16 protein-coding genes are annotated in these 16,472 nt (G+C 31.3%); 15 read left to right on the top strand and 1 reads right to left on the bottom strand.

The features are described 5' to 3' along the window. The 3 genes from B5X49_RS05410 (at position 1) to B5X49_RS05400 (ending at position 3,799) form a co-directional block, all read left to right on the top strand. On the top strand, positions 1–1,617 hold the full coding sequence (locus tag B5X49_RS05410) for a 2-oxo acid dehydrogenase subunit E2 (RefSeq protein WP_079560726.1): 1,617 nt from the start codon (positions 1–3) through the stop codon (positions 1,615–1,617). 13 nt (positions 1,618–1,630) lie between these two features. After that, on the top strand, positions 1,631–3,007 hold the full coding sequence (gene lpdA, locus B5X49_RS05405; RefSeq protein WP_045748757.1) for a dihydrolipoyl dehydrogenase: 1,377 nt from the start codon (positions 1,631–1,633) through the stop codon (positions 3,005–3,007). Between the two features lie 162 nt (positions 3,008–3,169). Beyond that, on the top strand, positions 3,170–3,799 hold the full coding sequence (locus B5X49_RS05400; protein ID WP_045748758.1) for a DUF6198 family protein: 630 nt from the start codon (positions 3,170–3,172) through the stop codon (positions 3,797–3,799). Positions 3,800–3,806: 7 nt separating this feature from the next. Here B5X49_RS05400 and lplA read toward each other — a convergent pair whose 3' ends face one another. Then, on the bottom strand, positions 3,807–4,724 hold the full coding sequence (gene lplA, locus B5X49_RS05395; RefSeq protein ID WP_045748759.1) for a lipoate--protein ligase: 918 nt from the start codon (positions 4,722–4,724) through the stop codon (positions 3,807–3,809). A gap of 77 nt (positions 4,725–4,801) precedes the next feature. Here lplA and B5X49_RS05390 point away from each other — a divergent pair, with 77 nt between their 5' ends. From B5X49_RS05390 to B5X49_RS05335, 12 genes are all read left to right on the top strand, one after another. Then, on the top strand, positions 4,802–5,710 hold the full coding sequence (locus tag B5X49_RS05390; RefSeq protein WP_045748760.1) for a diacylglycerol/lipid kinase family protein: 909 nt from the start codon (positions 4,802–4,804) through the stop codon (positions 5,708–5,710). A gap of 15 nt (positions 5,711–5,725) precedes the next feature. Next, on the top strand, positions 5,726–6,628 hold the full coding sequence (locus tag B5X49_RS05385) for an ABC transporter ATP-binding protein (protein WP_045748761.1): 903 nt from the start codon (positions 5,726–5,728) through the stop codon (positions 6,626–6,628). After that, entirely contained in the window at positions 6,621–7,529 is a 909-nt protein-coding gene (locus B5X49_RS05380) for an ABC transporter permease (protein ID WP_045748762.1), read from the top strand. The genes B5X49_RS05385 and B5X49_RS05380 overlap by 8 nt, the downstream gene beginning before the upstream one ends. A gap of 161 nt (positions 7,530–7,690) precedes the next feature. Beyond that, complete coding sequence (locus B5X49_RS05375; RefSeq protein WP_045748763.1) at positions 7,691–8,635, top strand: substrate-binding domain-containing protein; 945 nt, start codon at positions 7,691–7,693, stop codon at positions 8,633–8,635. A gap of 52 nt (positions 8,636–8,687) precedes the next feature. Next, positions 8,688–9,638: a phosphate ABC transporter permease subunit PstC gene (gene pstC, locus B5X49_RS05370; protein WP_245943157.1), complete on the top strand. Its 951-nt coding sequence runs from the start codon at positions 8,688–8,690 to the stop codon at positions 9,636–9,638. Beyond that, positions 9,628–10,842, top strand: coding sequence for a phosphate ABC transporter permease PstA (gene pstA, locus B5X49_RS05365; protein ID WP_045748764.1), 1,215 nt, complete (start codon positions 9,628–9,630; stop codon positions 10,840–10,842). The genes pstC and pstA overlap by 11 nt, the downstream gene beginning before the upstream one ends. Next, on the top strand, positions 10,842–11,606 hold the full coding sequence (pstB, locus tag B5X49_RS05360) for a phosphate ABC transporter ATP-binding protein PstB (RefSeq protein WP_045748765.1): 765 nt from the start codon (positions 10,842–10,844) through the stop codon (positions 11,604–11,606). Before pstA ends, pstB begins: the two co-directional genes overlap by 1 nt. Positions 11,607–11,623: 17 nt before the next feature. After that, positions 11,624–12,289, top strand: a complete 666-nt coding sequence (gene phoU / locus B5X49_RS05355) for a phosphate signaling complex protein PhoU (RefSeq protein ID WP_045748766.1) — start codon at positions 11,624–11,626, stop codon at positions 12,287–12,289. Between the two features lie 10 nt (positions 12,290–12,299). Continuing rightward, positions 12,300–12,959, top strand: coding sequence for a response regulator transcription factor (locus B5X49_RS05350; RefSeq protein ID WP_045748767.1), 660 nt, complete (start codon positions 12,300–12,302; stop codon positions 12,957–12,959). A gap of 17 nt (positions 12,960–12,976) precedes the next feature. Further along, complete coding sequence (locus B5X49_RS05345) at positions 12,977–14,218, top strand: sensor histidine kinase (protein ID WP_045748768.1); 1,242 nt, start codon at positions 12,977–12,979, stop codon at positions 14,216–14,218. Positions 14,219–14,275: 57 nt separating this feature from the next. Further along, positions 14,276–15,628, top strand: a complete 1,353-nt coding sequence (locus B5X49_RS05340) for a serine hydrolase domain-containing protein (protein WP_045748769.1) — start codon at positions 14,276–14,278, stop codon at positions 15,626–15,628. Positions 15,629–15,699: 71 nt separating this feature from the next. Further along, entirely contained in the window at positions 15,700–16,029 is a 330-nt protein-coding gene (locus B5X49_RS05335) for a hypothetical protein (protein ID WP_045748770.1), read from the top strand. Positions 16,030–16,472: the final 443 nt, after the last annotated feature.

Raw genomic sequence — 16,472 nt, 5'->3', positions numbered from 1 at the left:
ATGTTTGAATTTAAATTTGCAGATATCGGTGAAGGTATTCACGAAGGGACCATTTTAAAATGGAACTTCAAAGTAGGGGATAAAGTTAAAGAAGGTGAAACTTTAGTTGTTGTTGAAACAGATAAAGTCAACGCTGAATTACCATCTCCAGTTGATGGAATTATTACATCTTTAGGTGCTAAAGAAGGTGAAGAAATTCATGTTGGACAAATCATTGTTACTATCGATGATGGTTCAGCACCTGCTAAAGTAGAAGCTCCTAAAGTTGAAGAAGTTAAAGCACCTGTTGCAAAAGAAGTGCCAAGCCAAGCACAAGCTTCAGGAAATGTATATGACTTTAAGTTTGCAGATATCGGTGAAGGTATTCATGAAGGAACTATTTTAAAATGGAACTTCAAAGAAGGCGATAAGGTCAATGAAGGTGAAACTTTAGTTGTTGTTGAAACAGATAAAGTCAATGCTGAATTACCTGCTCCTGAAACTGGTGTAATTTTAAAGATTGGTAAAAAAGAAGGAGAAGTTATTCATGTTGGTGAAACGGTTGTCCTAATCGGATTAAACGGCGCAACATTAACTGAGGCTCCTAAAGTAACTAAAGAACCACAATCAGAACCTAAAAAAGGTGCTGGTGTTGTTGGTGAAATTGAAGTATCTGATGAAATCATCGGTGGTTCTACAGAAGAAACATTAGTTGTTAAAACAGGTAAAGTATTAGCATCTCCAGTTGCAAGAAAACTTGCAAGTGATTTAGGTGTGGATATTGCAACTGTTAAAGGAACTGGTGAACAAGGTAGAGTCTTAAAAGATGATCTTGCAAACCTTGGACAAGCTAAACAAGAAGTTAAGGCTGAAGTTAAACAAGAAGTTAAAGTTGAAGCAAGTAAAGAAACAACAATGCCTGCAGCAGCTAAACCACAAGGTGATGTTGAAGTTGTTAAGATTTCAAGATTACGTAAAGCAGTTTCAAATGCAATGACACGTTCTAAATCTATTATTCCTGAAACAGTATTAATGGATGAAATCAATGTCAATGAACTTGTTAAATTTAGAAATGAAGCTAAAACATTAGCTGAATCTAAAGGTATTAAGTTAACTTACATGGCATTTATTGCTAAAGCAGTATTAATTGCATTAAAAGAATTCCCAACATTCAATGCATCATTTAATCATGATACAGATGAATTATATATTAAGAAATATATTAACTTAGGTATGGCTGTTGATACACCAGATGGATTAATTGTTCCAAACCTTAAAAATGCAGATAAATTATCCGTATTTGAATTAGCATCTGGTATTAGAAAACTTGCGGATGATACAATTGCAAGAAAAATTACATTAGATCAACAAACCAATGGTACATTTACAATCACAAACTTCGGTTCAGCTGGTATTGCATTTGGAACACCAGTTATCAATTACCCAGAATTAGCAATTCTTGGTATTGGTAAGATTGAAAAGAAACCATGGGTAATCGATGATGAAATCAAGATTGCTTACACATTACCATTATCACTTGCAGTAGACCATAGAATTATTGATGGCGCTGATGGTGGTAGATTCTTAATGAGAGTTAAAGAATTATTAAGTAACCCTACATTATTACTATTAAGCTAGGAAGGATGTTAACATGGCTAAAACGTATGATATAGTTGTTGTTGGTGGTGGACCGGGTGGCTATGTGGCTGCTATTAAAGGTGCACAACTAGGAGCAAAAGTTGCTTTAGTAGAAAAAGAAGTTGTAGGAGGAATCTGTTTAAACCACGGATGTATTCCTACAAAGACATTCTTAAAATCTGCTAAAGTATATAAAACATTACAACACGCAAATGATTATGGTGTGACAAATAGTGGCACAGTAGGATTTGATTGGGATAAAATATTATCTCGCAAAAACGGCGTTGTAAAGCAATTAACGAATGGTGTTGCATTCTTACTTAAGAAAAATGGTGTGGATGTTTATAATGGTTTTGGTGAAGTTAAATCTGCATCTGAAGTTGTTGTAAATGGTGAAACACTACAAACCAAAAACGTTATTATTGCAACAGGAGCAACAGCTGTTGTTCCACCAATTCCTGGTGTTAAAGAAGCATATGAAAAAGGAATTGTTGTAACATCTAGAGAATTATTAAATGTTAAAGACTACCCTAAATCTATTGTGATTGTTGGTGGTGGTGTTATTGGTGTTGAGTTTGCTACCGTATTTAATTCATTTGGTTCTAAAGTTACAATCATTGAAATGATGGATGGAATTTTACCAACAATGGATGATGATGTGCGTCAAGCTTATGCTAAAACATTAAAAAGAGATGGTATTGAAATACTTACCAAAGCTGAAGTTAAAAAGGTTAATGACCATAAGATTACGTATAGCTTTGAAGGTGTTGAAACAACCATTGAAAGTGATTTAATCTTAATGGCAGTTGGTACAAGAGCGAATTCTAAAGGTTTAGAACACTTAAACCTTGAAATGGACCGTGCAAACATTAAGACAAACGAATACCTACAAACCAATGTAAAAGGCATTTATGCAATTGGTGATGTGAATGGTAAATATATGCTCGCACACGTTGCAGAACACGAAGGTGTGGTTGCTGTTGAACACATTTTAGGTAAAGGTCATCAAAAAATGAATTATGATCAAATTCCTTCATGTATTTACGGTTCCCCTGAGATTGCTGCAATCGGATTAACTGAAAAAGAAGCTAAAGCTCGCGGTATTGATTATAAAGTTTCTAAAGTTCCTCTTGCTGCAATCGGTAAAGCACTTGCTGATGGTGAAAAAGAAGGATTTGCTAAATTAATTGTTGATAAGAAGTACTTAGAAGTTATTGGTGCACATATCTATGCATATAATGCAACAGAACTGATTTCTGAGTATAGTGTTGCAATGAAGGCGGAAGCAACTGCATATGAAATGGCACATGCAGTACATCCACATCCAACATTATCAGAATTAACATTAGAAGCTGCTCTTGGAGCAATCGATAAACCAATTCACGTTTAATTTTATAAGTTGAATGATTAGACACATATCTTAAAAGGGTATGTGTCTTTTTTAATATTTAAGATTAAAACGATGTGTAAATGTTGTTAGACAACATAATAGAAATTTCTAAGTAGACTTTTATTTAATTTCTAGTATAATGATTTGTGGAGGTTATTTTATATGAAATTATTTAGAAGAATATTATTACATATGTTTGGATTCTTATTGATGACGTTATCCGTTTCAATCATCATTAAAACCAAACAAGGGGCATTCCCTTATGATGCAATTAGTTATTATTTATCCATATTAATCGAGCATGATTTTTTTACAATTGGTGTATCCTCTATTATCTTTGGACTTATTTGGGTTATCTTAAACTTTATAGTCATTAAAGATGTTAAAGTATTTTGGTCTCTTATTATTGTTTTTGGATTCGGATATTTAATGGATCTATGGTTTGCATTTGTATTGGTACATTATAATGTAACCGAAATGTGGTTAAACGGGTTGGTTGCATTAGGAGCGTTATTCTTATTAGGCTTTAGTTTATCCATCATTATATCCAATAAGAGCTTACCACTTGCTCCATCTGAGGTATTTATGGTACATATCATAAAGTATACAAAAAAATCTTGGATTGCCAAGATTTATATTGAAATGACTTTAATTGTGATTGCATTGATACTGGCTACAATGGCTGGTAACTATGAACAAATTAGTTGGTTTACATTTGTATCTGTTGTTCTTGTTGGACCATTTATTACAATAAATCAAAAATTTGTTGGTAAATTTATTAAAGATTATTAATATGTAGTTAAGTAAAGAGCATCTGATAAACCTCAGGTGCTTTTTTTTGTAAGATAATAAGGTCTTTAGGAAAACATCTTTCTCCAACTAAGCTTGAAGATAGATTAAGTTCTAAACTGTTATGCTTAACAATAAAAGCTTCCTCTACATGACCATATGAAACAACAACTTTAATCTTGTAATCTCCTAAACTTTTTTCAATCACTGACCTTGGAGATTCACCATAATTCCAGTTATAAGATAAATACTTTTCATCTCTTAGTTTTTCTATTTGACGTAGATCTTTATCAGTCAGTTTTAAAGGTTCATCAGTTTGTCTTAAAGAATCTATTAAAAAGTCTTCGAAAGCTTCGATGGTCATTGGAACATAAGATGAAAGATTGGTTACTTGACTTCGATTGGATTTCACTGAAATACTGGATGTATGATTCTCTTTATCTTTTAAAGCATTTTTTAAATGCTCTAAATTTGCATTAAAAAGAAGTGTTCCATGATGAAGTAGCTTATCTTTAAAGACATACTGTGCGTTTCCACTAATTTTAAATGTATCCATCTTAATATCGGATTTTCCACTAAACTCTGCAGGAATAGATAAACTATGAAGTGCCAAAATAATCTTTTCAGTCATTAAAGCATAGTTATTAATCGCTCCTTTTTGTTTCGTAATAAACGTAAAATTAATATTACCTAAATCATGATAAACCGTACCACCACCGGAATTTCTTCTAATTAATGGAATTTGGTTTTTAACGATATAATCCAAATTTACTTCTTCAAATACATTTTGATTTCTTCCGATAATGATGGAAGGTTCATTTCTCCATATTAAAAAGATATCCTCATCTTGATGTATGTTTTTTAAGATATATTCTTCCCAAGCCAAATTAAAATAGGGGTTTGTAGAAATTGATTGTAAAGTTTTCATAAAATAATCTGCACCTCAAGTATATCTTAACACATTATTTAGATAAAAAATGATAGAATGAAAAAAGGGAAGGTCATATGAAAATACTATTAATCTATAATACTGCATCCGGTAAAGGTCATATTTTAAGAGACTTAGATAAAATACAATCATATATAGAACATAACGGTTGGAATCTAGATTTATACGAGGTTAAAGAGAAAAAAGAAATCGTATCAGATATTCAATCTAAAGAAGGAAAATATGATGTTTTTTTAATTGCTGGTGGTGATGGTACGATTCACTCTGTGGTAAATGGTATGATGAAAATGGATAGAAGTAAACGACCCAGATTATTATTTTTACCGTATGGTACAACGAACGATGTAGCAAGTATGATTAGCTTAGGAAAAAATGTATTTTATAATTTAGCACTTTTAAAAAGTAATCATATAGAAAAGATGGACATCTATAAGATTAATGAAGAATATTTTTTATATGCAGCTGCAATCGGTAAATTTTCTAATGTAAGTTATGAAATCAATCGTAAAAGATTAAAAGAAGTGGGTTCTTTAGGTTATTTAATGAATGCTAGACATGATTTATTTAATCATTATCATATGAAAATTAAAGTAACATCTAAAGATTTAACCATCGAAAGAAAATCGTTTTTAATGATTTTAGCAGCAGGTTCTAGAGTCGGTGGATTTAAACTAGATAAGTTTACAAAATCACCTAAACTCAATGATGGAATGATAGACCTTAGAATATTTACCAGAAACCATATGTTTTCTTGGACGAAGATGATTTGGTTCTATCTATTTAAAGGCAGACATTTCCATAATGATATTCATTTACACGCAAATGCATTTAAAATTGAGGTGACGCCAGATTACCCATGGAATGTAGATGGTGAAAAAGGACCACTTGGTAGTGTCAATGTATCTGTACATCGTCAAGAACTTGATGTTTATGTCAATCCAAAGAGTCAACATAAATTATTTTAAGAAAGGAAGTATTCAATGGAAAAGTTATTAGAAGTTAAAGATCTTTATAAAAGATTTGGAGATATTATTGCAGTCGATCATATATCTTTTTATGTTAAAAAGGGTGAACTATATGCCTTTTTAGGACAAAATGGTGCAGGTAAATCAACAACCATTAAAATGATTATTACACTACTTGAAAAGGGTATGGGTGAGGTTTTATTAAATGGAGAGAAGGATGAGGCTTATATTCGAAGTAAAATAGGTGTTGTCTTTCAAGAAAATGTATTAGATGATTTACTAACGGTTAAAGAAAATCTTTTATCGAGAGGTGCTTTATATATACCCAATAAAGATAAGGTAAATAAGAGATATCAAGAACTTGTAGATTACTTACAACTAGAACCGATTGAACATCAGTTATTTAAAACATTATCCGGTGGACAAAAAAGAAGAGTTGAAATTGCTAGAGCGTTATTCGCTAGTCCCGTTCTCTTAATTCTAGATGAACCTACAACAGGATTAGACCCTGAGACCAGACAAATGGTTTGGAAAGTGATTGAAAGATTAAGAGTTGAGGAAAATATTACTGTTTTTCTAACAACACATTATATGGAAGAAGCGAAAAACGCAGATCATATCGTTGTCATTCATAAAGGTAAAATTGTTGTTCATGGTTCCCCTTCTATTTTAAAAGAAAAATATTCTAAGGATTACTTTAAAGTGGTACCTAAAGATATCCATCAACTGGATACATATTTAAACAATTTTAATAGAACGTTTAAAAAAGTATCTGATCAATATTTAATTGAGATTTTGGATACAAAAGATACACTAGACTTGATTACAGATATTAAAGAAAACATCCAAACATTTGAAGTGGTTAAAGGCACACTGGATGATGTTTTCTTAAATGTTATAGGTGAACAACATGTATGAAACATTTGAATTAACTAAAAGAAATATTAAAGTATATTTAAGAGATAAAGCAGCAGTATTCTTTTCATTTCTATCAGTGATTATCTTATTGGGTTTATATATTCTTTTCTTAGGAAATAACTTTAAACCTAATCAGTTAGTAGGTATACTTACCGAACAAGAATTGAATTTCTTAGTATATTCTCAGTTACTTCCAGGTATTATGATTATTAATGCTGTATCTATTCCACTTGGAAATTTAGGGAATATCATTAATGACTTTGAATATAGAAAGTTAGATGGATTTTTAGTCGCACCCGTTAAGAGAGGTAAGGTGATTTTAAGTTATTATCTATCTTCTTTCTTAATTACAGTTGTTATTAGTATCTTTATGATTATTGTTGCCTATGTGGCTATTGGATTATATACAGGAATTTTCTTTGATATCGATGTGATATTACTTTCAATCCTTTATGTAACCTTGTTTGCATTTGTGTCCACTGCAATAATGATTTTTGTAACTTCATTTATAAAGTCAGTGAATGCATTTGGTGCATTCAGTGGTGTCTTTGGTACAGTGGTTGGATTTATATCAGGAATTTATATGCCACTTTTTATACTTCCTTCCTTTATTAAGGGGATTGCTAGTTTAGTGCCTTTTACACATATGACAATCATGTTAAAACAGGTCATGATGAAACAAGCATTTTTAATGCTTGATGTTAAGTTACAACCTTTAATGACAGAAGCTGAGTATCAATCATTCTTAACGAATTATCAAGAAGCGGTTGGGTATAGTTCCTTAGATATATTTGGACTGGATGTTCCATTTTGGTTAATTGCTATCGTTATGGGAATCATATCTGTGGTTTGCTTAGTGCTTTCTACTTATAGATTAAGTAATCGTATAGCTAAAAAATAATTGAAGATAACCTAGATAAATTAGAGATTTATTTTGAAATAAGTCTCTTTTTTTATCACTTTACATTAAATTTACATACACCTTACTTTAAATGGTTATTTTAAAGATTTTAAATCGTTATAATAGCGGTGAAGAAAATAAATAGACCCTAAGGAGATATCATGAAAAGAATAGTTGTTGTAACACTCTTATTATTTACTACACTCTTATTAGTTGCGTGTGGTCCAACACAAAGTGGATTTAATCAAGGTTCTAATATTACAGTCTATACAAGAGATACCACATCCGGTACACGTGCAGGATTTATGGAAGGTATTGGATTTAAAGATGCAACTGCAAATGATTCATTATTAGTACAAGGATTTGTTATCCAAGATAATACTCAAATATTTACTTCAATGCAAACCGATGTGTATGGAATTGGATATGTATCCTTATCCACACTGAATTCACAAGTTAAAGGATTAGACTTCGAAGGTGTTGCACCTACGGTTGCGAACGTATTAAATGATACTTACGGACTTAAAAGACCATTTATGTATATGACAAGAGCAGAAGGGGATTATCCATCTGAAACTGTTGAGGCATTAGTTAATGCATTTGTTGCATACTTAGGAACTACAGATGCATCAGATATAATTAATAATAGTGGTGCAATTGCCTTACCATCTACAGCAACCTGGGACGATATTAAAGCTGATCACCCGATTACCAATCAAGATAATTCAAGCGTAACTGTTAGATTTGGTGGATCGGATTCTATTCAAAAAGTAGCTGAGGCGTTAACCAATGCATTTAAACCTAAAGCCGGTAACTTTATTGCAGAACATGACCACACAGGATCAGGGGATGCATTTAAAAGAACCTGGGACCCAGCGATTAAAGATACATCTGTTGGTAAAGATGTAGGGTTCTCATCCAGATATTTTACAACGAGTGAAATCGCAGGTTCAAATGAAGACAATATTGGACAACTTGCATGGGATGCGATTGTTGCGATTGTACACAAAAACAATCCAGTTTCAAATGTGACAGCACAACATTTAAAAAATGTTTATAATGGAACATTTAAAACTTGGAATGACTTAATCACCGCACAAGCATAATCATTAATAAGAATTAAATAGGTGATTAAAATCTGAATAAAGGATGGGCATCATGGTTCTATTAGAGAACAATAAAGGTAAAAATAAAAACAAATTAATCGATAAATTAACTAGAGGCGTATTGTATGGATTTACAATCGCCTCCGCATCATTTATATTTATCATTGTAGGGGTTATTATCGTCAAAGGTATTAACCCTTTTATCAGTGATAATCAAGGCTTAGGAAATGTAGATATTTTCAGATTTATTACAGGAGATACATGGTTAACAGGGACTGCTTTTCAGTCTAATTTATATAGTGTAGGGTTTATTATTGTATCTACTTTATTGATTGCATTTCTATCACTTTCAATCTCACTTCCGATCGGTTTAATGACCGCTCTTTTTATTGCAAAGGTAGCACCTAAAAAAGTTAGTGAATTATTTAGAACGGTCATTGAGATGCTTGCATCCATACCATCCATTATTTTTGGATTGTTTGGAGCGAGCATCATTAGACCGTTTGTTTATAATTTATCTGAAATGCTTGGATATCAGTCAAAGGGTGGTAACTCGATGTTATCAACCATTTTAGTTTTAGCAATCATGACAATTCCTACAATTGCATCCATATCAGAGGTTGCAATTCGAAGTGTGGATAAAAGTATTATTGATGTATCCTTAGCACTAGGTGCAACAAAGAGTCAAACGAATTTTAAAGTTGTTTTAACCGCTGCTAAATCAGGAATTTTTGCATCTGCAATACTTGGTATTGGACGTGCATTAGGCGAAGCTACTGCTGTATCTTTAGTTGCGGGGGGTAGAAGAAGTGGATTTTCTTTTGATATTTTAGATACCACATCCACATTAACCTCTATTATGCTAGAAGGCATGAAAGAAACCACAGGGCTTGATTATGATATTAGGTTTTCTGTAGGTATTATTTTAATGATTATTATCTTAATAACCAATGCTATCTTAAACTTTATTAAAAGAAAGGTAGGTAATATGGATGTTAAGTAAAAAAGGTTTTCACTTTAAAGACTTTATAAGAACATTATTAACCTATGGTGGTGCATTCATTAGTTTTTCTGTATTAATGATTATTGTTGTTAATATCTTGATTCAAGGCATACCTTTATTAAACTTAGATTTAATTATGAATAATTATGAATCGGTAAGTTATGTAACTGAAGTTAAATCTGGTTTAACTCCTGGAAGTTATGTATTAGATCAAACACTTGGAAATGACGTATATTATTCAGAAAAATGGGGTATTGGATTTAGAGATGACAAGGACCTTTTAGGGAAAAATGTCATCTATATTGATTATATTCATGAAGACTCACCGCTAAGAACGATGATTAATAAAGGTGTAGGTCCAAGTGAGATTAATCTATCAGAAAAATATGTAGTGGTAAGAATTGCATTTCATGGATTACCAAGTGCATTATCAATTCATGGTTCAGAAAATATGGTTACCTTACTTGAACAAGCAGATACCATTAGAGAGTTTGAATTTCAAACACCTGGTGGTGGTATTAGAGGAAGTATTATTACAACACTTATTTTAATCGGTTTAACACTTGTTATTGCACTCCCTATTGGAATAGGCGCATCCATTTATTTAAATGAGTATGCAAAAAACAACTGGATTCAAAAACAGTTAAGAAGCTTCATTGAAACATTAACTGGTGTACCCTCTATTATTTATGGATTAATGGGATTGGCATTATTTGTTCCAATGACCATCTCATTAACAGGTGCTACAGGTGGTAACTTAATATCTGGTGCCTTAACACTTGCAGTTATTGTACTACCAGTCATTATTAGAACTACAGAAGAATCACTTAAAGTGGTTCCTATGGATTACAGAAATGCTTCCCTTGCACTCGGTGCTAATGAGACTCAAACCACATTTAAAGTGGTTTTACCGAATGCATTTCCTGGAATCCTAACCGCTACATTACTGGCAATTGGTAGAATCATAGGTGAGTCTGCAGCATTGGTATTTGCAATCGGTACAGCAATTAAAGATGAGGTGCATTTAACTGATAAGTCGACATCTCTTGCCGTTCATATTTGGACGATGATGACGGATGAACCTGCAAATATTGAATTATCTAATACGATTGCATTAATAATCTTAGGGATCGTCTTAATCTTAAATTTAACTGTGAAATTTATCTCAAAACGCTTTATTAAAAGATATGGAGTGAAACATTAATGAATACAGATAAAAAATTATTTGAAGTAGAACATTTAAATCTCTTATACGGAGAAACAAAGGCATTAAAAGATATTAATATAACAATCGGTGAAAAAGAGATTGTTGCATTAATAGGACCATCTGGATGTGGGAAATCTACATTTTTAAGAACGTTAAATCGCATGAATGATTTAATTGAAAATTGTAGAATTGAAGGTCAAGTGAAATATCACCATGAAAATATTTATCATAAAGATATTGATATTTATAAACTTAGAAAAAATGTAGGTATGGTTTTCCAAAAACCCAATCCATTTCCAATGAGCATCTATGACAATATTGCATATGGTCCTAGATGTCAAGGGATTAAAAAGCGTGAGGAATTAGATAGAATCGTTGAAGATTCTCTAAAAAAGGCAGCCTTATATGAGGAAGTGATGGATAGAATTCATGACTCTGCACTTGCATTATCTGGTGGCCAACAACAACGTCTTTGTATCGCAAGAGCACTTGCGATGAAGCCAGACGTTATATTGATGGATGAACCAACTTCTGCATTAGACCCGATTGCAACCTTAAAAATAGAAGAACTGATTTTAGAACTTAAAAAAGAATACACCATCGTGATTGTGACACATAACATGCAACAAGCAGCAAGAATTTCAGATAAAACAGCTTTTTTCTACTTAGGTGAATTAATCGAGTATAATGAAACTGAGAAGATATTTACAAACCCATCAAAACAACAAACAGAGGATTATGTAACTGGTAAATTCAGTTAACAAGGGAGGATATGTATATGTCAGCATTAAGAGCATCTTTATTAAAAGCAATCGAATCGTTAAAAGCTGAAGTTGTAACGATGGCGGATATGGTTTTAAATAATATTAATGAAGCTTTTCTAGCTTTTAAAACAAATAATGTTAAAAAGGCAGCAAGTTTGATAAAATTAGATGAGGAAGTAGATAAACTAGAAGAAGATATTTCTAAAAGTGCACTACGTTTAATTTGGAAAGAACAACCTTATGCACATGATCTTCGCATGGTTACAGGTATTTTAAAACTAATTACAGATTTAGAACGCATCGGAGACCATGCAGCAGATATTGCAGAACAAACATTGCATATTGGAGAATTAAAGAATCAAAGATTATTACCTAAAACAACCATGATGAGTGAGAGTGCTTATCAAATGGTGTTAAACGCGATTAATGCATTTGTTAAACAAGACTTAGCACTTGCTCAACAAGTGATTAAGGATGATGATATAGTAGACAATCAATTTGATGATGTTATGAAATCTGTGACAGAACAAATTAAAGGAGAAACAATTGTATCAGAATATGCGGTATCCGTTATTATGGTTGCTAAATATATGGAACGTATCGCTGACCATGCTGTAAACTTAGCAGAATGGACAATCTTTATTATTACTGGAGAACATAAATCAACACCATTATTTTAGGAGAAAAGACATGATTGTATATTTTTTAGAAGATGATCCACAGATTGGATATATCATAGAAAAAACGATTCAAAATGCTGGATATCAATATAAAGGTTTTGAAAGAGCAGAAGCATTGTTAAAGGCGATTGAACGCTTGACGCCTGATTTAATCATTATGGACATTATGTTACCCGATATGTCTGGTTTTGATTGTCTAGCGAAAATTAGAACCTTTTATAAAGAAACACCCATCATCATGTTATCTGCCTTAGGTAGTGAGATGGATAAGGTTAAAGCACTCGATATGGGTGCAGACGATTATATGACCAAACCTTTTGGAATTCTTGAGTTAACTTCAAGAATCCATGCACATTTAAGAAAATCAAGTGCTAAACGTATTATCCATAAAGGTAATCTATCGATACATAGAGATGAATTTAAATGTTATATTAATGATGAACTCATTAATTTAACATCCAAAGAATTTGAAATACTTTATTTACTCATGAAAAATGATGAGAAAATTGTCACCAAAGAACTCTTATTTAACGAAGTATGGCAAATGGATTTAAGCATAGAAACCAGAACACTTGATATGCATATTAAATCGCTTCGTCAAAAGATTTCTAATGCAGAACCTAAAATTAAAACCGTTCGTGGTGTAGGATATATTTTAAGTAGTGCATAAAAATCAAGGAGGATCATATGCCAAACCAAAAAAGAATGTTTATCAGATTCGCCTTATATATGGGACTGGATGTTACATTGTTTTTTTTGGTTTATCAGATGATGAGTCCTCGAATTGAAAATATATGGATATACTTTATATTCTTAACAGTAACATTGCTCTTAATTTATGCACTTTATTTAGAATACCAAAAACAACTCATAGATTTGATACAACCTCAAAGATTATTAAAAGAAAGAGATTATCAAATCCATATTTTAAAAAATGAATTGATTCAAAAGGATAAACAGATTCATTTAATAACCAGTTTCACAGGCCAAGGTATGTTGTTACTGAATGATAAAAAAGAAATACTTTTTATGAATGCTGTATTTAAAAAGATACTACAAGTCACAGATAGTGATTCTAAAAATTATGCCATATGGATTAGAAATCAACAAGTCAAAGATCAAATAGAAGAAACCTTTAAGACAAAAGAAAAAAGTATTTTAAATCATATACTATATAATAAAAATATTCAAGTTTCTGCTATACCCACAACGGATCATCAACAAATATATGTATTAGTTGTTTTAGACGATTTAACAGAAAAAATTCAGCTACAAAACATTAAAAGAGATTTCTTTAGTTATGCAGGTCATGAATTAAAAACACCAATTACGATATTAAAAGGATATGCAGAACTCATTAAGGAACAAGTCATTACTGGCAATGAAACAAAAGAAGTATCTGCTAAAATGGTTGATTTAGCAGATGATATGTCTTCCTTTGTGGATGATATGTTAATGCTTAGCAGGTTAGAAACATTTACAGAAACACCGCTTGAAAGTATTAGTTTTAAAGAAGTGATACTAGATACGATTCAAACACTAGAAGAACCCATTAAGAAAAAAGATATAAAAGTATATTTAGATTTAGAAGATGCATCCATAGAAGCAGATAAAAGAGATATTGAAAAGCTATTTAAAAATATTATTGAAAATGCAATTAAGTATAATAAAGAACAAGGTTCTATTTGGATTCAATTAAAGAAAAAGATGAATCAAACAGAAATAATCATTAAAGATAGTGGACTAGGGATTCCGAAAGATGAAATGGACCGAATATTTGAAAGATTTTATCGAGTAAATCAATTTAGAAGAATTCCAGGTACAGGACTAGGATTATCGATTGTAAAGCATATTGTCAATAAGTATCACGGAAATATATCGGTTGAGTCTGTTGAAAATGAGTTTACAAAATTTATAATCTTGTTGTAATGCATAGAAAATACCTTTATCTTATGATAAGATAATCATAAGGAAGGTATTTTTTTTATGGACATTACATCAAGCGTTTATGGGTTTATACAAGATATTGAGAAAAACCCGAGTCAAAGTTTAATTAGTTTAACCGTAGCAAACAAAGATAACATCTTATTTAATTTCAAAAAAGAACCTTATATTAAAAATGGTAAGCAATTAGTATTTTCTGTAACAAAGTCGTTTGTCTCACTAGCTATTGGAATGATCTATGATAAAGGACTCATCCAACTGGATGACTCCATTATGAAGTATTTGGGTGCTTATGCACCTAAAGATTTAGACTCTAAAATGAAGGATATAACCATTAGACACCTATTAACCATGACTTCAGGTGTGGTAGATGAAAACATTTATAAGATGATTGAATCGAATGATTTTAGAACGTATTATTTAAGTCAAACCGTCAAATATACACCTGGCACACATTATCATTATCACTCACTTTCAACACACATGTTAAGTGCAATATTCACAGAAGCAACAGGCGTTTTAGTTGAAGATTATTTAGAAGAGAATTTATTAAAACCAATAGGTATATATAATTTTAAGTTTGCAAGAGCAAACGAAGGTATAACATTTGGTGGGTATGGGTTAAGTATAGATGAAATTGGTTTAACAAAACTCGGACAACTCTTATTAAATCATGGAAATGTTAAAGGAGTTCAATATATCTCTAAAGCGTATTTAGATTTAGCAACCAGTCCACAAGCCATTAAACAAGATTATGTAGGAAACCCTGGAACAAAATCCATTGGGTTTCAATATGGATTTCAGTTCCATGTTTCCCCAAATCTAAGCTACCGTGCAGATGGTGCATTTGGACAGGTTGTTGTAATATATAAAGGATTAGCAATCATCACGACAATGCGTTATACAGATTATGAATATTTATATGAAATGATTTATAAGCATTTTAATGAAGAACCAGTTGTAAAAGCTAGCCCAGATGCGTTAGATCAGTATTTAAAAACTTTAACATTTAAAATTGATATGAAGGACTTTAAAGTACCTCTGAATCAGTCCTATACATTAAAGGACAATCCATTAAAGATTAAGGAAGTAGAGTTTAACCATCACGGTGTGATATTAACGTATCAGGATTTAAGAAAAAACGAATTTAATTATAACCAGAAACAAGATACATTTGGAAAGAGCTATGCACCTAAAGATTTTTATTTTACAGAACAACCTCATTTTGTAAATGCGAGTTGGGTGGAAAAGGATTTACTTAAACTGCAAGTACTTTATGTAGAAACGCCAATTATCTCAGATTATTACTTTAGGTTTATCGGTAACACCTTAGAACTTGAATATAAAACAAGCGGTAATTTCTTAGTTGGTGGATTTAAGGTTACAAGTATTTAAAATTAAATCTATAATGATGAGTCAGGAGAACATCTTGACTCTTAAATTTATGTTAAGGAGGTGAAATATATATGAATATTTGGAATGAACTATATAACCGTAAACACATCAAATTTTTAGGGTTATCCATATTGGTTTATGGAATAAATGTTTACATATCCATTCAAATGTATCAAAATAGATTTGAGGAAAGTATCAATGTTGTTTCATCTTTAATGGCGGCACTCGTATTATCGTCTATATTTTTAGGATACCAATCGATTAAACACTATATAAGAAAACCAGACAGCTTAAATTTAGCTGTTATGGCGATCGCATCAGTTATACCTACAGGTTTAGTATTTAGTATATACATGATCTTTAAATTTATGATTGAAGCGAGAATCATTATACCTTTATAGAGATTAGTATTTCTATATAAGAAAAGCAACCTAATAGGTGTAATAAAATATAACCTCATTAACTATGAACCATTAAAATCAGGTAGATAGCTAAGTAAGATAGAATAGAATTGATTTTATAAATAAAGAAGTTATTTTATAAAGAACAATCTATTTATAATAAATTTATAATTAACAAAAATTTATTATTTTAGATTAATATCCGATTTGTATGAAAACATCAAGCGGATGTTTGTAGAATATATGTATAAAAACACAGTTCAATGGCTTCAAACAAGTCGAAATTTAACGATGCATAAAAAGATGAAAGTTACCTAAAAACTTTCATCTTTTTCTTTCATTTAGGATGCACAAAGAATCAACAAAAACAAGTAAATTTTTTATGAAAATAACTGTAAGCATTTACATATTTATATGAGTTGCAAAACACTTGTACTTCGTAT

Source organism: Acholeplasma oculi, from assembly GCF_900166985.1.
Classification (GTDB): Bacteria; Bacillota_I; Bacilli_A; order Acholeplasmatales; family Acholeplasmataceae; genus Acholeplasma; species Acholeplasma oculi.
This window is presented reverse-complemented; position numbering and strand designations above follow the sequence as displayed.

Coding starts and splice junctions, on each gene's coding strand:
- B5X49_RS05410 (WP_079560726.1), top strand. CDS start 1: ATGTTTGAATTTAAATTTGCAGATATCGGTGAAGGTATTCACGAAGGG.
- lpdA (WP_045748757.1), top strand. CDS start 1,631: ATGGCTAAAACGTATGATATAGTTGTTGTTGGTGGTGGACCGGGTGGC.
- B5X49_RS05400 (WP_045748758.1), top strand. CDS start 3,170: ATGAAATTATTTAGAAGAATATTATTACATATGTTTGGATTCTTATTG.
- lplA (WP_045748759.1), bottom strand. CDS start 4,724: ATGAAAACTTTACAATCAATTTCTACAAACCCCTATTTTAATTTGGCT.
- B5X49_RS05390 (WP_045748760.1), top strand. CDS start 4,802: ATGAAAATACTATTAATCTATAATACTGCATCCGGTAAAGGTCATATT.
- B5X49_RS05385 (WP_045748761.1), top strand. CDS start 5,726: ATGGAAAAGTTATTAGAAGTTAAAGATCTTTATAAAAGATTTGGAGAT.
- B5X49_RS05380 (WP_045748762.1), top strand. CDS start 6,621: ATGTATGAAACATTTGAATTAACTAAAAGAAATATTAAAGTATATTTA.
- B5X49_RS05375 (WP_045748763.1), top strand. CDS start 7,691: ATGAAAAGAATAGTTGTTGTAACACTCTTATTATTTACTACACTCTTA.
- pstC (WP_245943157.1), top strand. CDS start 8,688: ATGGTTCTATTAGAGAACAATAAAGGTAAAAATAAAAACAAATTAATC.
- pstA (WP_045748764.1), top strand. CDS start 9,628: ATGTTAAGTAAAAAAGGTTTTCACTTTAAAGACTTTATAAGAACATTA.
- pstB (WP_045748765.1), top strand. CDS start 10,842: ATGAATACAGATAAAAAATTATTTGAAGTAGAACATTTAAATCTCTTA.
- phoU (WP_045748766.1), top strand. CDS start 11,624: ATGTCAGCATTAAGAGCATCTTTATTAAAAGCAATCGAATCGTTAAAA.
- B5X49_RS05350 (WP_045748767.1), top strand. CDS start 12,300: ATGATTGTATATTTTTTAGAAGATGATCCACAGATTGGATATATCATA.
- B5X49_RS05345 (WP_045748768.1), top strand. CDS start 12,977: ATGCCAAACCAAAAAAGAATGTTTATCAGATTCGCCTTATATATGGGA.
- B5X49_RS05340 (WP_045748769.1), top strand. CDS start 14,276: ATGGACATTACATCAAGCGTTTATGGGTTTATACAAGATATTGAGAAA.
- B5X49_RS05335 (WP_045748770.1), top strand. CDS start 15,700: ATGAATATTTGGAATGAACTATATAACCGTAAACACATCAAATTTTTA.